Source organism: Pseudomonas sp. P7759, assembly GCF_013386445.1.
GTDB lineage: Bacteria > Pseudomonadota > Gammaproteobacteria > Pseudomonadales > Pseudomonadaceae > Aquipseudomonas > Aquipseudomonas azotoformans_A.
The window spans coordinates 60511-78755 of the sequence record NZ_JACART010000027.1; the positions used below are offsets into that span (position 1 = coordinate 60511).

An 18245-nucleotide genomic window follows, 5' to 3' on the forward strand; every position below is an offset into this window, starting at 1 on the left:
CGATTACTGAAACGAGGTAATGCAATGAAAGCGATGATGCTTGACTCATTTGGCGGCCCGGATTCGTTCGAACACTGCGAAGTGCCCACGCCGGTGCCGCAGGCAGGACAGGTACTGGTGCGGGTCCATGCAACTTCTATCAACCCGCTGGATTATCAGGTGCGGCGTGGCGACTATGCCGACTGGGTGCCCCTCCCCGCCATCACCGGCCACGACGTCTCCGGCGTTGTCGAGGCCATCGGGCCGGGCGTGAAGCACTTCGCACCCGGCGACGAAGTCTGGTACACCCCGCAGATCTTCGACGGCCCTGGCAGTTATGCCGAATACCACGTGGCGGCCGAAAGCATTATCGGGAAAAAACCGCCCAGCCTGAGTCACTTGGAAGCGGCCAGCCTGAGCCTGGTCGGCGGGACGGCCTGGGAAGCGCTGACCGTGCGCGCAGCACTGCGGGTGGGGGAAAGTATCCTGATACACGGGGGTGCTGGCGGTGTGGGCCATATCGCGATCCAACTGGCAAAGGCCATCGGTGCCAAGGTGTTCACCACCGTGCGCGAAGCCAACGCAGCATTCGCACGGAGCATGGGCGCGGATGTGATCATCGACTACGAGAAGGAGGACTACATCGACGCCATCCTGCGGGAAACGGACGGACGCGGCGTCGATGTGGTGTTCGACACTATCGGCGGCAACACACTCGCCCGCAGCCCTGATGCACTCGCACAACTGGGCCGCGTGGTCTCGATCGTGGACATCGCCCAGCCACAGAACCTGGTTCAGGCCTGGGGCAAGAATGCGAGTTACCATTTTGTGTTCACGCGGCAGAATCGCGGCAAGCTGGATGAGTTGAGTACCTTGGTCGCACAGGGTCAGCTGCGCCCCCATGTCGGCGCCGTCTATGCGTTGGCCGACATCGGACTCGCCCATGCGCGGCTGGAAAGTGCCAATAACGGCCTACAGGGCAAAATCGCAATCGCCGTCGAGCCCACTGCCGGAGCGAAGCCATGATCTACGAGATCGCCGTACTCCCAGTTCAAAAAGAGCACATCGATGCGTTCAGACGCGCATTTACCGAAGTCACGCCACTGCTCGCCCGTGCGAAAGGCTACCTGGGCCACATGCTCGCGCAAGGGATCGAAACACCTGAGCGATTCAATCTGATTGTGCGCTGGGAATCGCTTGAGGACCACACGCCGGGGTTTGAAGCGAGTGAGGATCATCGGGAGTTCATGTTGGGGCTGGAGGCGTTTTTTACGCAGGAGCCGCAGGTGTATCACCTGGAGGGAGCGGGGTTCAGCGCCTAGAGAAATCCAAGGCAAAAAAAAGCCTGCATCGCTGCAGGCTTTTCTTTATGTCGCTATCTGGCTCCACGACCTGGACTCGAACCAGGGACCCAATGATTAACAGTCATTTGCTCTACCAACTGAGCTATCGCGGAATGCGCCGTATGTTACTGATTAAAAAGGATAAGTCAAACCTTTTCGGGCATTCGGCTTGATTAAATCGGATGACCGGTTGAAGCGGCGTGTTCCCTGGCCAACTCCAGCCAGGCCAAAGCGGCCGGTGGCAGGTGGGCGCTGGCGCGCCAGGCCAGGGCGATGTGCCAGTCTGTGTGGGGTTCGTCCAAGGGGATCAGGGCGATGCCAGCGTGTTGATGTTTGTGTGCCAGCATGCGTGGCACAAAGGCCACGCCCAGTCCGGCGGCGACCAGATCGATGATGAAGTCGATCTGCCCGCTGCGTGCGGTCACCTTCGGGGTGACACCTTTGCGCTCGCAGGCGGCAAGGATCTTCGCGTTGAGGGCGAAGCCGGCTTCGAACAAGATGAAAGGAGAATCCGCCAGGTCGGTGAAGTCGATGCGATTGCGCTGGGCCAAAGGGTGGCTGATGGGCAACACAGCCATCAGCGGCTCATTGCGCACGGGCTGGTAGTCGAAGTCTTCGTCGACCGGCAGCAGCAGCGCCGCCAGGTCAACCTCCCCCGCCTCCAGGCATTCGCGCAACTTTTTGCTGCCGTACTCGGTGAGTTCGATGTCGATATCCGGATAGCGCCGGCGGTAGGTCGCAAACATCGTCGCAAACAGCACACCGCATCCTACCGGCGGCAGGCCGATACGCAGCACGCCACGCTTTAAACCCCGCAGGTCGTTGATCTCGGCCACCAAATCGTTGCGCTCGGCGAGCAGCACCAAGGCACGGCGGTAGGCGATTTCACCGGCGGCAGTGAGTTCGTTGCGATGGCCGAGGCGGTTAAGCAGCGGCGTGCCCAATTCATCTTCCAGGGTCTTGACCGCCTTGCTCACGGTAGATTGGGTCAGGGACACCACCTCGGCAGCCTGGGAAAAGCCGCCCTGGCGCACCACTTCGACAAAGGCGCGCAACGTTCTCAGGTTCATCAGTATTCCTTTGGCGACTGGCTACCAGCGATAAAAGTTGTTTTTATCATGCCAGAGAATTACCTATCCTGAACCCACCTTGCCTTGTGGAGCCCCCAATAATGATCATCTCGTCCGCCTCCGACTACCGTGCAGCCGCCAAGCGCAAGCTGCCGCGCTTCCTGTTCGACTACATCGACGGCGGCGCCTACGCCGAACACACGTTGCGCGCGAACAGTTCGGACCTGGCCGAGATCAGCCTGCGCCAGCGCATCCTGCGCAATGTGGACAACCTGAGCCTGAAGACCACGCTGTTCGGCCAGGCGCTGGACATGCCGGTGATCCTCAGCCCGGTGGGCCTGACCGGAATGTACGCACGACGTGGTGAAGTGCAGGCGGCCAAGGCAGCGGCGAACAAAGGCATTCCGTTCTGCCTGTCGACGGTGTCGGTGTGCCCGATTGAAGAGGTGGCATCGCAGAGCGCCCAGGCGATCTGGTTCCAGCTGTATGTGCTCAAGGACCGTGGTTTCATGCGCAATGCGCTGGAGCGTGCGCAAGCCGCCGGGGTGACCACACTGGTGTTTACCGTGGATATGCCCACGCCCGGCGCGCGTTATCGCGATGCGCACTCGGGCATGTCCGGTCCTTTCGCGGCACAGCGGCGCATGTTGCAAGCCGTCACCAAGCCGCAATGGGCCTTCGATGTCGGGTTGATGGGCCGGCCACATGATCTGGGCAATATCTCCAAGTACCTGGGCAAACCCACCCACCTGGAAGACTACATCGGTTGGCTGGCGAACAATTTCGACGCGTCCATCAGTTGGAAAGACCTGGAATGGATCCGCGAATTCTGGAAAGGCCCGATGATCATCAAAGGTATTCTCGACCCGCAGGACGCCAAGGACGCGGTGAGTTTCGGCGCTGACGGCATCGTGGTCTCCAACCATGGCGGCCGTCAGCTGGACGGCGTGCTGTCCACCGCCAAAGCCCTGCCACCGATTGCCGATGCGGTGGGCGACGATCTCACGGTGCTGGTGGACTCCGGCATCCGTTCCGGACTGGACGTGGTGCGCATGCTGGCCCTGGGCGCCAAGGCCTGCCTGCTGGGGCGCGCCACGGCCTATGCGCTGGCCGCCGACGGCCAGCACGGGGTGGAAAACCTGCTGGATATCTTCGCCAAGGAAATGCGCGTGGCGATGACCCTCACCGGAGTTACCTCCATCGAACACATTGACCGAACTACCCTAGTCTGATTCTGCTGGAGCTTAGTTGCCAATTAACTGGCGTCATCATTCAGCGACTGTATTTTGCGGTAAAAACAGTCGCTTGATTTATAAGCCTTTTTATTAAGTTGATCGTATTTGGCATGAATCTCGCTCTAACCCTGTTCAAGCAGGTTAGCGATGACAAGACGTGCGGCAGTGCCCAGGGGTTATAACCCATTGCAAAGCGGTCTAGACTGTTACCCATGTTTTACGGAACTGAAGGAACAGTAAGACGCTTGGCACTCGCCACTCTCATCGAGCCTGTAAGACAGCCAAGTGCTTAGAGGCCGATCGCTTATGAAAACACCTACCCAGACCAACGCAATTGACTTTGACAGTGCCAAATTGCAACGCCTGGGGTTTGGTCAGCCATCCCTCGTCCCACGCCGTCCCACCACCCTTGCGCAACTCCGACAACAATTGGGCCTGCAATTGCAGACCAGCCTGGAGCCGGAACGCATCCTCGCTGTGTTCTTTCGCGAGATCCAGCGCCTGGTGCCGTTGGACGCCTTGCTATACCGCCATCAAGCCAGCGATTTGCGCCTGGAGTTCGGCCACCGCGGCCACCATTCAGTGAGTTATAGCCTGAGCCATGAAGGTGAGCACCTGGGCGAGCTGATCTTTCGCCGCAATCAGCGTCTGGCGGAAGAAGAACTTGGCCAACTCGAATCCCTGCTGGCCACCCTGCTCTACCCGATGCGCAACGCCCTGCTCTACCGCGCCGCCACCCGCAGCGCCTTGCGCGATCCGCTCACCGAAACCGGTAACCGCATCGCCATGGACCAGACCCTGCAACGGGAAATCGACATGGCGCGCCGGCACCTCAACCCGTTGTCGTTGCTGATGCTGGACATCGATCACTTCAAGACCATCAACGACACTTACGGCCATTCCGCTGGCGACAAGGTACTGCGCGCCGTCGCCGGGGCAATCAAGGGCCAATTGCGTAATGTGGACATGGTGTTCCGGTTTGGCGGGGAAGAGTTTCTGATCCTGCTGTCCAACACGGGTCGCGATGCGGCGGCGATGGTCGGTGAACGACTGCGCCAAGCGGCACAGGCCCAGGATTATTGGGCGGATGACACGCGGATCGAATTGACGGTGAGCCTGGGTTGCTCGACCTTGCTGGCCGCCGAGTCTGCCGAAAGCCTGCTGCGCCGGGCCGACAGCGCCTTGTACGTGGCCAAGCGCGAAGGCCGTAACCGCCTGGCAATGGCGGGGTAAAGCCCCGCCACTCCCGTTACATCACGCTTCGCTGGCGACCCGCGCCTGGCGCTCGCGCGCCACGGCTGGGGCTTTTTCTTTCTCCAGGCGCATGCAGCTTTCCAGGAACAGGTACATGTAGTCGTAGCTCTTGCACACGGCCTGGCGCAGCTCCGTCTGCAGTTCCTTGGTCGGGTTCAGCCCGGCCAGGGTGCAGATGATCTCCAGTGCTTCCCATGGGTGAGCATCATCGTACTGCGCGTGCATCTTCAGCCACTTCATCGCACGCTTGCGCTCTTCTTCAGGAAAAGCCGCCGCATAGACGCCGGTAGAACACACCACCGCCGACCATTCCCCGGTAGCGCCTTCGATCGCATAGTTGGTCGCGGCAATGGCCACGATCAGCGAATCGGCAGAGCTGGTGTGCCAGCACCAATGGCTCAGTGCATGCAGTTCCGGCGGTACGTTCTGGGCCTGCAACTCCTCCAGGCTCACGCCGTGGGCACGGGCCCAATGCACCCAATAGTCGGCGTGGTTGAGTTCCACGCGAATATTGCGCATCAGCCAGCGGCGCGCCATGTCCTCCCCAGGATGGCGGGCAAATTTGGTCTTGGTGAGGTTCTGTGCCATGTACAAGGCAAACTGTTCCACCACGGGCCATCCACCAATCAGGTAGTGGCGCATAGTCTTGGCGCTGAGCGTGTTGTCGCGCATGCGCTGGTACAGTTCGTGTTCGACAACGCGGCGCTTGCTCTCGCTACAGTCCAGGATCAGTTTCTGAGCCCATTCCGGGTAACTCGAGGCTTCCATAAGCGGGCCGGTTCTGATGAATGTGTCGATCACTGTTAAGGCTCCTTTTTAAGTGTGATTGTACAGACCAGCAAATGTTTCAGCGGAATGTGCCGGGCGCCTTGAATAACAGAGGCTGCGGCCGCACAGGTCGACACTGCAAGCTATCAAAGGTAAACAATTGCGGTCGTTCAATCAGGTAGCCCTGAGCGTAATCCACACCAATTTCGAGTAATGCCTGTTCGATTTGCGGTGTCTCGACAAATTCAGCAATTGTGCGCTTACCCATGACATGGCCGATGTGGTTGATCACTTCGACCATCGCGCGGTTAATCGGGTCGTCCAGCATATCCTTTACGAAACTTCCATCGATCTTCAGGAAGTCTACAGGTAAATGTTTAAGATAGGCGAATGAGGACATTCCGGCACAAAAGTCATCCAACGAAAAATGACAGCCTAAGGCTTTGAGTTCATTAATAAAGCGGATCGCGCTGCCTAAGTTTGCGATAGCACTGGTTTCGGTTATTTCAAAACAAATCATGCCCGGCGGAATAGCGTATGTATGAAACTTCTCACGTAAAAACCCGAGGAAGTCATCGTCACCAATAGTGATGCCTGACAAATTGATCGCACACATGGCCATGGGCCGCCCCGGCCGCTCCTGCATGCATCGATTGATGATCTTGAACACATTCTCGACCACCCAGCGATCCAGGGACGTCATCAAGCCATAACGCTCGGCGGCCGGGATAAAGCTGTCGGGCAAGATGATACGACCGGCTTCGTCATGCAGGCGCAACAGGATCTCGATATGCCCATCGCCTCCGTCGGTGTGCCCCAGGGGCGAGATTTCCTGGGCGTAAAGGCAGAACCGGTTTTCTTCCAAGGCCATGTGCAGGCGCTGCACCCAAGCCATTTCACCAAAACGCAGGGACAGTTCCGAGTCGTCGGCGTGGTAAACCTGCACGCGGTTGCGGCCTTTTTCCTTGGCCATGTAGCACGCCATGTCGGCGGCGCGCAGTGAGGTTTCCAGGGTGGTAGGGGTGTGCCCAAGGTGCACAAGACCAATGCTGACGGTGGTCATGAACGGCCGCCCCTTCCACACAAAGTGCAGGCTTTGCACCGTGTGGCGCAGGCTCTCGGCGATCTTTTCCGCCACCGCTGCCGGGCAGTTCTCCAACAGGATGCCGAATTCGTCGCCGCCCAGTCGCGCCAGGGTGTCGCCCTCGCGCAGGTCCGATTGCAGCAGCGCGCAGATATGCCGCAGCAATTCATCACCGGCCGCGTGGCCACAGGTGTCATTGACCAGTTTGAACTGGTCCAGGTCAAGAAACATCAACGCATGCCGCTCGCCCAAATGCTGTGCTGTGGGGTGCAGCACCTGCTCCAGGCGGAATTCGAATTCGCGGCGATTGGCCAGGCCAGTCAAGGCGTCGTGGGTTGCCTGCCAGGACAGGTTGGCGATGTATTGACGCTCCTGGGTCATGTCATGCAGCACCAGCACCGCCCCCGTCACCTTGCCGGCACTGCGGATCGGCGCGCCCACCAGCGTCACCGAAACCGTACTGCCATCCAGGCGCTGGATGGTTTTGGAATGCTCGCTGCCGCCACTGAGCTGGCCCTTGACGATATGTTCGATCAGGGTAAAACCGTCTGGCTGGGCATTGTCATCCAGCAGGTTGAACAGCGCAGCCAGGGGCAGACCCTGGGCCTGGGCAGAATTCCAGTGAGTCAGTGCCTCGGCAGCCGGGTTCATGTAGGTGATGGCGCCGTCGACGTCGGTGGTGATCACCCCGTCGCCAATCGACTCCAACGTGATCTGCGCCCGCTCCTTCTCTTCCTGCAACGCATCAGCAAACGCGTGGCGCTGGGTCAGCAGCTTATGGGTACGCAACAGTGCCAGTACGATCAGGCCGAGGGCCGTGGCCAGGTTGGTAATCAGCAGCAACCGCAGGATCATCCGCGAGCCTTCGCCCAAGGCATCACTGAAGGCCTTGGCCGCCGGAGTCACCCCTTCGTTGATGGCGATGATATGGGCTTTCCACTGACGTACGTCGTTGGCACTGACCTGGTCACGGGTGATCGCGCCGTGCATCTCCCGGGCCAGGTCATCCAGTTGCACCAGGTAGCTATCGCCTACCGTCCATAGCTCGATGGCTTTTTCCAGGTAGCTGAAATGGCGGAAATTGAGGTAGAGCCAGATCAAACTGGAGACGTCATCCGGGTGGTTGCCACCTTTGAGGATGCCCAGGCGGGCAGCGCTGAGGTCTGGCGTGGATTGGTCCAGCGCAACGCGCAGTTCATGCCCGCCCTGGGGCACGGCGATCGCCTGCTGGTACTTGAGGTACGTGGTTTCGTCACGGTTGTCGGCATAGAGCGTCAAGTAATAAATGGCATCTTTCTGGCCCTTGGACCACAAACTTTCGCCTGCCACGTAGCCGCGCACTGCCGACAGCACGTAGAGACTGACGCAGCCTAACAATGCCTGGAACAGTACGACGGCGATAAAAGGCCACACAATGCCCAACAGCCGTGGCGTTCCGAGAGTCCGCTTTTGCTTCATGAAGCCCCTTGCACATGCACCGCTGGATACGCACGCGAAAAACCGCTTCCGATAGCTCAGCCTAGGCTAAATCAACGAACTTGTTGCAAGTGCCCGTAGAGTTTGGCGTACAACCCACCGTCAGCAATCAGCTGTTGATGGTCCCCGTCTTCAGCAATGTGACCGCCATCAAAGACCAATACTCGATCAGCCTGCTTAACCGCCGACAGACGGTGGGCGATGATCAGTGTAGTACGGCCGCTGAGGAACCGCGCCAGCGCCTGGTGCAGGTTGTATTCGGTGGCAGCATCGAGGGCGGAAGTCGCCTCGTCGAGGATCACCACTTTCGGTTCGGCCAATACCATGCGTGCAATCGCCAGGCGCTGACGCTGCCCACCAGAAAACCGCACCCCAGAACGCCCCACCACACTGTCCAGGCCCATGGGCAATGCCTTGACGGTAGCATCCAGCTGGGCGATTTCCAGTGCCTGCCAGCAGGCCTGGTCACTGCGTTCACGGCCCATGGTCAGGTTGGCGCGCACCGTGTCGTTGAACAGTGCCGGGTGTTGCAGCACCACGGCGACGTTTTCGCGAATGGTCTCCAGGCCGATTTCCTGCTGAGTGGCTCCCCCAAAGCGGATAGTTCCAGCCTGTGGCGTATAAAGTCCGAGCAACAGTTGCACCAGTGTACTTTTACCGCCGCCGCTCGCGCCGACGATGGCCACCTTCTCTCCAGGCGCGATAGCCAGGTTCAACTGATCCAGCACCAAATCTTCGCCATAACCGAAATTGAGACCGCGCACTTCGATGCCGACGGTCTCACGCCCCACGAAGGGATCTTCGCCCCCGGCGTACTGCGGCTCATCGGCACGCGCCAGCAGTTCGTTGATCCGCGTCAGCGCGCCGCCCGCCGCGTAATAGGCGTATTGCAGGTTCAGCAATTGCTCCACCGGGCCGATCATGAACCACAGGTAGCTGAACACCGCGAGCATCTGGCCGATCGACAGGTCGGAGAACAACACGGTAAGCATGGCCGCCGCGCGAAAGATGTCGATACCGAACTGGAACAGCAAACCACTGGCGCGGCTGGAGGCGTCGGTTTTCCACTGGGAGTGTATTGCGTAGTCGCGCACTTCCTGGGCACGCTGGCCCAGGCGCCCGAGGAAGAAACCCTGGCGGTTGCCAGCGCGGACTTCCTGGATCGCGTCCAGGGTTTCAGTCAGCGCCTGGGTAAAACGTGAGGTGCTGTCGTTTTCCAGCTTCTTCAGGTGTTTGACGCGCTTGCCCAACTGCACCGTGGCGTAGATCACCAGCGGGTTGAACAACAGGATCAGCAGCGCCAGTTGCCAATGCATCCACACCAGGATCGCCGAGGTGCCCACCAACGTGAGCATGGCCACCAGGAAGCGGCTGAGGGTTTCGCCGACGAATTTGTCCAGCGTATCGAGGTCGGTGACCAGATGAGTCGTGACCGTGCCGCTACCCAGGCTTTCGTACTCGCCCAGGGAAATGCGCTTGAGCCGCTCGATCAGGCGCACGCGGATGCGGTACACAATGTCCTTGGCCAATCGCGCAAACAAGCGCGCCTGCATTACGTTGAACACCAACGCACCACAGCGCAGGAACAGGGTCACCAGCAGCATCAGGCCGATATAGCCAGCCGCCTTCTGCCAGCCCAGCGGCAATGCGTGATTCATGACCTTGAGCGCAGCGTCGCCATGGCCCAGCAGGACTTCGTCCACCAGCAGCGGCAACAGCAACGGGATCGGCACGCTGCACAGGGTCGCCAGCACGGCGACGCCATTGGCGATCCACAGTGATTTCTTGTGACGCAGGGCCAGGCGGCGAATTTCCGCCCAGGTCAGGCGATCGGTGCGCTGGGCGGGTTCATGCACAGGTGGCTCGCTCCAGCCATCGGCCCAGTAGAGGCGATAGCTCGGACAGCGGCTGGTAACCGTTGGTCAGCAAGGCCAATTGACCATTGCGCTCGGCCAGCAGCGTCGGGAAACCAGCGATGCCCAAGTCCTGCACCCAGGTGAAGTCGGCCGCCGTAGCCGCATGCTGCTCAGCGCGGTCAAACTCGCCAGCAAACTCGATACGCGGGATACCCGCTTGTTCCGCCAGTTCCACCAGCACGCTGGCGAGGGTCACGTCGCGGCCTTCCACATAGAACGCACGCTGGATCAGCCCCAGCAGCTTCCAGGCGCAGTCCGGCGCCAGGCTGCGGGCGGTGACAATGGCCCGGCACGCCGGCTCCGTGTCATACACAAAACCGTCGGGCAACGCGCCTTCGCGCTTGAACGGCTGGCCGGTGGCGTCGGTGACTGCCTGCCAGTGTTCCAGGATATAGCGCCGAGTGGTCGGCTCCAGCGCCGCGCCGCTGCCGGTGCGCAAGCCGCCCACCACCAGGTGCAGTACCACGCCGGCCGCCTGGGCCTGCTCCACCAACGCCTCGGCCACCGGGGCAAACCCCCAGCACCAGGAACACATCGGGTCCATTACATAGAGCAGGCGCGCGGACATGGGTCAGGCCTCGGAAGGAGTTTGCTTGTAGTTGAAACCAATCGGGTGCGGCATGTTGCGGGCCTTGGCCAGCTCGATCTGCTTCTGGCGGTCGATCGCGCTGCGACGGGTCTTCTCCGGCAGCTTATCCCAGCAATGCGGGCAGCTGATGCCAGCCACGTAGTGCTCGGAGGCGCGGTCTTCGGCGCTCACCGGTGTGCGGCAAGCATGACATTGATCGTAGTCGCCTTCGCTCAGGTCGTGGCGCACGGTCACGCGATTATCGAAAACAAAGCAGTCGCCCTGCCATTTGGTTTCGGCCTGCGGCACCTCTTCGAGATACTTCAGGATGCCACCCTTGAGGTGGTAGACCTCATCGAAGCCTTCGCTGAGCATGTAGCTCGACGCCTTCTCGCAGCGAATGCCGCCAGTGCAGAACATGGCGACTTTCTTGTGCTTGGCCGGATCGAAGTTGGCTTTGATGTAGTCGGGAAATTCGCGAAAACTGGTGGTTTTCGGGTCGATCGCACCTTCAAATGTGCCGATGGACACTTCATAGTCGTTGCGGGTGTCGATCAACAGCACTTCCGGGTCGCTGATCAACGCGTTCCAGTCCTGCGGGTCGACATAGGTGCCGACTTTCTTGTTCGGGTCGACGCCTTCGACGCCCAGGGTCACGATCTCTTTCTTGAGCTTGACCTTGGTGCGGTAGAACGGCTGGTCGTCGCAGTAGGATTCTTTGTGGTCGATGTCGACCATGCGCGGGTCGTTCTTCAACCAGGCCATCAGGCCGTCAATGCCTTCGCGGCTGCCGGAAACGGTGCCGTTGATGCCTTCTTCGGCGATCAGCAAAGTGCCTTTGATGCCGTTGTCGACCATCGCCTGCAACAGCGGCTCGCGCAGGGCGACGTAATCTTCGAGGGTGACGAACTTATACAGTGCCGCCACGACAATCGGTTGAGTCATGGGTGTTCTCTCCAGGTGGCTACCCTCGTAAAGGGTGAACCGGATGCAAAAAAAACGCGCCGGCTAAGCGGCGCGTTGCGGATTCTAACAAATGCCCGGTGTCAGAGACACCCGATCATCAGTCATGTCCGCCAGCGCAGGTCGGCGAGGCCGGGGCTGCGTCGATTTTCGCCCATTCCTCAGGCGTGTAGGTATGCAGCGCCAGCGCATGAAATTCGCTCATCAGGTCACCCAGGGTGGCGTAGACCTTCTGATGGCGCTTGACGCGGTTGAGCCCCTCGAACTGCGGGCTGACCAGCACGGCCTTGAAGTGGGTCTGCAACCCACGGCTGTGCATATGGCTTTCGTCCAGCACGCTCAAGTGGTCGGTGCCCAGGGCGGCAAGCGCCGTTTCGATACGCTGTTGCATGGTCATTCCTGCTTACTTCTTCTTGGCCGGGGCGGCGGCTTTAGGCGTCAGCTCGTTGGTCATGTCTTCCAACAGCTTGTTCACCACCGGCACGGCGCTTTCCAGCTTGGCCTGGGTCATCTGGGCCGACTGCTGGGTCAGCTGAGGCATTTTTTCCAGGACTTTCTTGCCAAGTGGCGACTGGTAGAAGGCAACCAGGTCCTTGAGTTCGGATTCGCTGAAGTTGCTGGTGTAGAGCTTGACCATGTCCGGTTTCAGCTTCGGCCAGCCGATAGCCTGGTCCAGGGCGGCGTTGGCCTTGGCCTGGTAGCTGTCCAGTACGGACTGCTTGGCGGCAGGCGCCTTGGTCTGTTCGAAGCGCTGGGCGAACATTTGCTGCACTTGCATGTACACCGGGGTACCCAGCTTGTCGGCATGGGCCAGGGTAAGGAAGGCTTCGGCACTGGCGTTGTGGCTGGCGGTATCGGCGAAGACTTGGCCGCTGGCGCAAACCAGAGCAACCGCGGTACAGATGGCACGAAGACGAGTCATCGAGTTTCCTTTTCTAGCAGGCGAGGTCGGACCCCAAGGGCGCCCATTCTGCGCCTAAAAAACCTTATGGCTCAACCCCAAGCCATGTAGGACAAGGATTCTCGAGGGATGAACCCGATGAAAAGTCTTTTAGGGAACCCCACCGGTCGATCAAGGCCTAAACTGCGCAAACAGACCTGAAGGAGTGTGCCCGATGAGCCGTATCGAAACCGACAGCCTGGGAGAAGTCCACGTCCCGGATGACGCTTACTGGGGCGCCCAGACCCAACGTTCGCTGGTGAACTTCGCCATTGGCGAACAGCGCATGCCGCTGGCGGTGTTGCACGCCCTGGCCCTGGTCAAGAAGGCCGCAGCACGGGTCAACGACCGTAATGGCGACTTGCCCGCCGACATCGCCCGCCTGATCGAACAAGCCGCCGACGAAGTGCTCGACGGGCAACATGACGACCAATTCCCCCTGGTGGTGTGGCAGACCGGCAGCGGCACCCAGAGCAACATGAACGCCAACGAAGTGATCGCCGGCCGCGCCAACGAACTGGCAGGCAACAAACGTGGCGGCAAGAGCCCGGTGCACCCCAACGATCACGTCAACCGTTCCCAGAGCTCCAATGACTGCTTCCCCACCGCCATGAGCATCGCGGCGGTCCAGGCTGTGCATCAGCGCTTGCTACCGGCGATTGCCACGCTTTCCGGCGGCCTGGCTGAACAAGCAGCCAAACATATGAAGCTGGTGAAGACCGGCCGCACTCATATGATGGATGCCACGCCGATCACCTTCGGCCAGGAGCTTTCGGCGTTCATCGCCCAGCTTGACTACGCCGAACGCGCCGTTCGCGCCGCACTGCCCGCCGTGTGCGAGTTGGCTCAGGGCGGCACGGCCGTTGGCACCGGGCTGAATGCGCCCCACGGTTTTGGCGAGGCGATTGCCTCCGAGCTGGCGGCGTTGTCGGGCTTGCCGTTCGTCACCGCGCCGAACAAATTCGCCGCCCTTTCCGGCCACGAACCGTTGGTGACCCTGCACGGTGCGCTGAAAACCCTGGCAGTGGCCCTGATGAAAATCGCCAACGACCTGCGCCTGCTGGGCTCCGGCCCGCGCACCGGCTTGGCCGAGGTGAAGTTGCCGGCCAACGAGCCCGGCAGTTCGATCATGCCGGGCAAGGTCAACCCGACGCAGTGCGAAGCGCTGTCGATGCTGGCCTGCCAGGTGCTGGGCAATGACGTGACCATCGGCATCGCCGCCAGCCAAGGGCACTTGCAGTTGAATGTGTACAAGCCGGTGATCATCCACAACCTGCTGGAATCCATCCGCCTGCTGGCCGATGGCTGCAACAACTTCCAGGAACATTGCGTCGCCGGGCTTGAGCCTGACCCCGTGCAGATGGCCGAGCACCTGGAGCGCGGGCTGATGCTGGTGACCGCGCTCAACCCGCACATCGGCTACGACAAGTCGGCGGAAATCGCCAAGAAGGCCTACACCGAAGGCTTGACCCTACGCGAGGCCGCATTGGACCTGGGCTACCTCACCGATGAGCAATTCGACCAGTGGGTTCGCCCGCAAGACATGCTCGGTGCCTAGGACGCCATGCGCAACCGCCGGGCCTTGAGCCCGGCGAGCAACGACGGCGCCAGCGCCACGGTCGCCGAGCCCAACACCACCACCAACGCCCCGGCATAGCCCAGGGCGTTGATCTCTTCGGCCTGCACATACTCGGGCCACAGCCACGCCGCCAGGGCCACAGCCACGAAAGTCACCAGCGGTGTCAGCGCCAACGTCGCACTGACCCGCGATGCTTCCCAGTGGGCCAACGCTTCGGCAAAGGCGCCATAGGCCACCAGGGTATTCATGCAGCACGCCAGCAACAGCCAGCCTTGCAGCGGGCTCAGGTCCAAGGCCTCAAGGGGATGCGCCCAAGGCGTGAGCAACAACGCGCAGGTGAGGTAGATCACCATCATCACTTGCAGCGAATTCCACACCGTCAGCAGTTGCTTCTGGCCCAGGGCGTAGAACACCCAGATCGAAGTGGCAAGCAGGATGGTCAGCACGCCGGCGGTATAGGCGCCAAGGGACGTCAGCAACTCTTCCAGGCGCTGGTTGAAGAACAGGCCAAAGCCTGCGATCAACACGAACAACCCCAACACCTGCCCGCGGCTGAACCGCTCCTTGAACACAAACACACTGGCGATCATCAAGAAGATCGGCCCCATCTGCACCACCAGCTGCGCGGTGCCGGGGCTGAGCATCTTCAGGCCCACCAGGTACAACACGTAGTTGCCCACCAGGCCACACACCGCCATGCCCACCAGCCAACCGCCCTTGGGGCCCAATACCTTGCGGCTGGGCAAGCGTTTGGTCAGCGCCAAGTAGATAAACAGACAACTGCCGGCCACGATCAGGCGAAACCAGGTGACGGTGATCGGGTCCATCACCTGCAGCACTTGCTTGAGTTTGATCGGCAGAATGCCCCAGAGCAGCGCGGTCAGCAGGGTCAGGAGAAAACCGTAGACCCAGCGGCCGGAAGAGATGTGCATGAGTGCCCCAGAAGCCAGAGGAAGTGGAGCCGCATTCTAGGGGCACCCGACGCACTTTGTGTAGCGAAGATCAGCGCACCGCTTCGAATAACCCGGTCGCCCCCATGCCGCCGCCCACGCACATGGTGACGATGCCGTAACGCAGATTGCGCCGCTGCAACTCACGTACCAGATGCCCCACCTGCCGCGAACCGGTCATGCCGAACGGGTGCCCGATGGAGATCGAGCCGCCATTGACGTTGTACTTGGCATTGTCGATTTCCAGGCGATTACGCGCATACAGGCACTGGGACGCGAAGGCTTCGTTGAGTTCCCACAGGTCGATGTCCGCCACTTGCAAGCCCTTGGCCTTGAGCAACTTGGGCACCGAGAACACCGGGCCGATGCCCATCTCGTCCGGCTCACACCCGGCTACCGTGAACCCCCGGAAAAACGCCTTAGGCTTGAGCCCCAACTCCAGGGCTTTTTCCAGGCTCATCACCAGGGTCATCGAAGCGCCGTCGGACAGCTGCGAGGAGTTACCCGCCGTCACCGAACCGTCCTCGGCAAACACTGGTTTCAGGCCTTGCAGGCTGGCCAGGGTGGTGTCCGGGCGGTTGCAGTCGTCACGGTCAACCACGCCTTCGAGCACCTGCACTGCACCGGTGTTCTTGTCTTCGACCTTGTACTGGACCGCCATCGGCACGATTTCATCGTTGAACAAACCGTCGGCCTGAGCCTGGGCAGTGCGTTGCTGGCTTTGCAGGGCGTAGAGGTCCTGCTCTTCGCGGCTGACGCTGTAGCGACGCGCGACGATCTCGGCAGTCTGGCCCATGGGGAAGTAGATACCCGGCACCTGCTCTTTCAGCAGCGGGTTGATCAGGTTGTCGGTGTTGACGCTTTTCATCGTCAGGCTGATGGATTCGACGCCACCGGCAACGATGATGTCGCTGCAACCGGAGGCAATCTGGTTGGCCGCGATGGCAATCGCCTGCAAGCCCGACGAGCAGAAACGGTTGAGGGTCATCCCGGCCGTGCCGGTGCCCAGTTTCGACAACACTGCCACGTTGCGCCCGATGTTGTAGCCCTGTGCGCCCTCGTTGGAGCCGGCGCCGACGATGCAGTCCTCCACCGTCGCCGGGTCGATGCCATTGCGGGTCAGCAGCGCGTTGACGCAATGGGCCGCCATGTCATCCGGGCGGGTCTGGTTGAACTTGCCGCGAAAGGATTTGGCCAGGCCGGTTCGCACGCTGTCGACGATCACTACTTCACGCATGGGCTACCTCGATCTTGTGGTTGTGGGGAGATGGATCGAGGATAGATCCAGCTCCCGTCAATCGCGACGATCATTCACCCGGCGTATGCAAAAGCATGGGCACCCTGTGGCCAGTGAGCTCGTTGTGGCGAGCGAGCTTGCTCGCGCTGGGCTGCGAAGCGGCCCCAGAACAGGCGCCGCGTGTAGGTCTGATACACCGCGGCGGCTCAATTGGGGCTGCTGCGCAGCCCAGCGGGAGCAAGCTCCCTCGCCACAGGGACCGAGTTATTTCTTTTTCTTTTTATCGTGCTTGTCGGATTTGTCGAACGCGTCTTCCAGCGCCCGGTTGATGGTGCGCAGCACCTTGACCCGGGCCCAGCGCTTGTCGTTGGCTTCCACCAAGGTCCAGGGTGCAATTTCGGTGCTGGTGCGGTCGACCATATCGCCCACGGCGGCGCGGTAGTCGTCCCACTTGTCGCGGTTGCGCCAGTCGTCTTCGGTGATCTTGAAGCGTTTGAACGGGATTTCCTCGCGGGCCTGGAAACGCTCCAGTTGGGTCTGCTTATCGATGGCCAACCAGAACTTGACGACGATCACACCCGCATCACGCAGTTGTTCTTCGAAGTCGTTGATCTCGCCATAGGCGCGCATCCAGTCCGCCGGGGTGCAGAAGCCCTCGATACGCTCCACCAGCACGCGGCCGTACCAGGAGCGGTCGAACACGGTGAACATGCCCCGCGCCGGGATCTTTTGCCAGAAACGCCATAGATACGGTTGAGCGCGTTCATCTTCGCTCGGCGCGGCAATCGGCACGATGTGATACTGCCGTGGGTCCAGCGCTGCCGCCACCCGACGGATAGCCCCGCCCTTGCCCGCCGCGTCGTTACCCTCGAACACCGTGATCAGCGCGTGCTTGCGCATGCGTTTGTCGCGCATCAGGCCGGAGAAACGCGCCTGCTCGGTGATCAGTTGTTCTTCGTAATCGTCCTTGTCCAAACGTTGCGTCAGGTCGAGGCTGTCCAGCAGGCTCTTCTTGTCCACGGAGGCGATCAACGGCGCCGGGTTCATGCCGCTGGCCTTGCCCTTGGGCAGCTTCAGCGCATTTTGCAGGCCTTCGAGCAGCAGCTTGCCCACAGTGAGGCTGCGATAGTTGCTGTCCACCCCTTCGATCACATGCCACGGCGCATAGTCGCGGCTGGTGCGACGCAGCACGCGCTCGCCGAAATGCACGAATTTGTCGTAGGTCTCGGACTGCTGCCAGTCCAACGGGCTGATGCGCCAGCTGTGCAGCGGGTCGTCAGCCAGGGCCTTGAGCCTTGCCTTCATCTGCTTCTTGGACAGGTGGAACCAGAACTTGAAGATCAGCGCGCCCTCATCGCAGAGCATCTTTTCCAGGCGCTCGGCACCGGCAATGGCCTGGTCCAGGCGCGCGTCCTTGATCTGCCCGTGCACGCGGGCCTGCAGCATCTGGCTGTACCAATTACCGAAGAAAATCCCCATGCGGCCCTTGGCGGGCAACTGACGCCAGTAGCGCCAGGCCGGTGGCCGCGCCAGCTCTTCGTCGGTCTGCTGGTCGAAAGTGCGCACTTCGATCAGGCGCGGGTCCATCCATTCGTTCAACAGCTTGACGGTCTCGCCCTTGCCGGCGCCTTCGATGCCGTTGATCAGGATGATCACCGGGAAGCGCTTCTGCTGTTGCAGCTCGTACTGCACCTCCAGCAGGGCCTCGCGCAGGGCCGGCACTTCGGCGTCGTAGGTGTCTTTGTCGATGGCGTGACCGATTTCGGCGGATTCGAACATGGGCAGCTCCGTTTCAAGATGGCTCAAGACTAGCGGATTGGGCCGCAACACGCGGGAGGAAATTCCATCGGCGCTTGCCGTGGGTCAATTCATTGCCTGTTGAT

At 60.7% G+C, this 18245-nt stretch carries 16 protein-coding genes and 1 tRNA gene; 5 read left to right on the forward strand and 12 right to left on the reverse strand.

All coding sequences use genetic code 11. The features are described 5' to 3' along the window. The first annotated feature begins 24 nt into the window (after positions 1 to 24). Together HX823_RS20885 and HX823_RS20890 are read left to right on the forward strand one after the other, a co-directional pair. Positions 25 to 1005, forward strand: coding sequence for a zinc-dependent alcohol dehydrogenase family protein (locus HX823_RS20885; RefSeq protein WP_038844335.1), 981 nt, complete (start codon positions 25 to 27; stop codon positions 1003 to 1005). Then, positions 1002 to 1301, forward strand: coding sequence for an antibiotic biosynthesis monooxygenase (locus HX823_RS20890; protein ID WP_038844338.1), 300 nt, complete (start codon positions 1002 to 1004; stop codon positions 1299 to 1301). Before HX823_RS20885 ends, HX823_RS20890 begins: the two co-directional genes overlap by 4 nt. Before the next feature lie 58 nt (positions 1302 to 1359). Here HX823_RS20890 and HX823_RS20895 read toward each other — a convergent pair. Beyond that, positions 1360 to 1435 (reverse strand) — tRNA-Asn (locus HX823_RS20895). A gap of 60 nt (positions 1436 to 1495) precedes the next feature. After that, positions 1496 to 2392 carry a LysR family transcriptional regulator gene (locus HX823_RS20900; RefSeq protein WP_177076424.1) on the reverse strand — a complete coding sequence of 299 codons (897 nt, stop codon included), beginning with the start codon at positions 2390 to 2392 and terminating at the stop codon, positions 1496 to 1498. 101 nt (positions 2393 to 2493) lie between these two features. On the opposite strand from HX823_RS20900, the gene lldD reads away from it, so the two are divergent. Then, positions 2494 to 3624 (forward strand): FMN-dependent L-lactate dehydrogenase LldD, encoded by a 1131-nt coding sequence (gene lldD, locus HX823_RS20905; protein ID WP_177076426.1) that lies wholly within the window; start codon positions 2494 to 2496, stop codon positions 3622 to 3624. A gap of 309 nt (positions 3625 to 3933) precedes the next feature. Beyond that, positions 3934 to 4860 (forward strand): GGDEF domain-containing protein, encoded by a 927-nt coding sequence (locus HX823_RS20910; protein ID WP_177076428.1) that lies wholly within the window; start codon positions 3934 to 3936, stop codon positions 4858 to 4860. A gap of 21 nt (positions 4861 to 4881) precedes the next feature. Here HX823_RS20910 and HX823_RS20915 read toward each other — a convergent pair whose 3' ends face one another. From HX823_RS20915 to HX823_RS20945, 7 genes are all read right to left on the reverse strand, one after another. Beyond that, entirely contained in the window at positions 4882 to 5649 is a 768-nt protein-coding gene (locus tag HX823_RS20915) for a TenA family transcriptional regulator (protein WP_218169931.1), read from the reverse strand. Between the two features lie 79 nt (positions 5650 to 5728). Continuing rightward, positions 5729 to 8191, reverse strand: coding sequence for an EAL domain-containing protein (locus HX823_RS20920; RefSeq protein WP_177076432.1), 2463 nt, complete (start codon positions 8189 to 8191; stop codon positions 5729 to 5731). Positions 8192 to 8262: 71 nt separating this feature from the next. Next, on the reverse strand, positions 8263 to 10065 hold the full coding sequence (locus HX823_RS20925; protein WP_038847399.1) for an ABC transporter ATP-binding protein: 1803 nt from the start codon (positions 10063 to 10065) through the stop codon (positions 8263 to 8265). Next, a complete protein-coding gene (locus HX823_RS20930; protein ID WP_177076472.1) occupies positions 10058 to 10660 on the reverse strand; it encodes a DsbA family protein in 603 nt (200 codons plus the stop codon). The genes HX823_RS20925 and HX823_RS20930 overlap by 8 nt, the downstream gene beginning before the upstream one ends. A gap of 36 nt (positions 10661 to 10696) precedes the next feature. Beyond that, entirely contained in the window at positions 10697 to 11638 is a 942-nt protein-coding gene (locus tag HX823_RS20935; protein WP_038847404.1) for a rhodanese-related sulfurtransferase, read from the reverse strand. A 118-nt stretch (positions 11639 to 11756) separates the two neighbouring features. Further along, a complete protein-coding gene (locus tag HX823_RS20940) occupies positions 11757 to 12053 on the reverse strand; it encodes a BolA family transcriptional regulator (RefSeq protein ID WP_038847405.1) in 297 nt (98 codons plus the stop codon). 6 nt (positions 12054 to 12059) lie between these two features. Beyond that, a complete protein-coding gene (locus HX823_RS20945) occupies positions 12060 to 12578 on the reverse strand; it encodes a DUF2059 domain-containing protein (RefSeq protein ID WP_010567461.1) in 519 nt (172 codons plus the stop codon). Between the two features lie 193 nt (positions 12579 to 12771). Here HX823_RS20945 and HX823_RS20950 point away from each other — a divergent pair, with 193 nt between their 5' ends. Further along, positions 12772 to 14154, forward strand: a complete 1383-nt coding sequence (locus HX823_RS20950) for a class II fumarate hydratase (RefSeq protein WP_038847408.1) — start codon at positions 12772 to 12774, stop codon at positions 14152 to 14154. On the opposite strand, the gene HX823_RS20955 is transcribed toward HX823_RS20950, so the two are convergent. From HX823_RS20955 to pap, 3 genes are all read right to left on the reverse strand, one after another. Then, positions 14151 to 15107 (reverse strand): DMT family transporter, encoded by a 957-nt coding sequence (locus tag HX823_RS20955; RefSeq protein ID WP_038847411.1) that lies wholly within the window; start codon positions 15105 to 15107, stop codon positions 14151 to 14153. The genes HX823_RS20950 and HX823_RS20955 overlap by 4 nt on opposite strands. A gap of 70 nt (positions 15108 to 15177) precedes the next feature. Next, on the reverse strand, positions 15178 to 16362 hold the full coding sequence (locus HX823_RS20960) for a thiolase family protein (RefSeq protein WP_177076434.1): 1185 nt from the start codon (positions 16360 to 16362) through the stop codon (positions 15178 to 15180). Positions 16363 to 16626: 264 nt separating this feature from the next. Further along, positions 16627 to 18141, reverse strand: a complete 1515-nt coding sequence (gene pap / locus HX823_RS20965; RefSeq protein WP_038847416.1) for a polyphosphate:AMP phosphotransferase — start codon at positions 18139 to 18141, stop codon at positions 16627 to 16629. Positions 18142 to 18245: the final 104 nt, after the last annotated feature.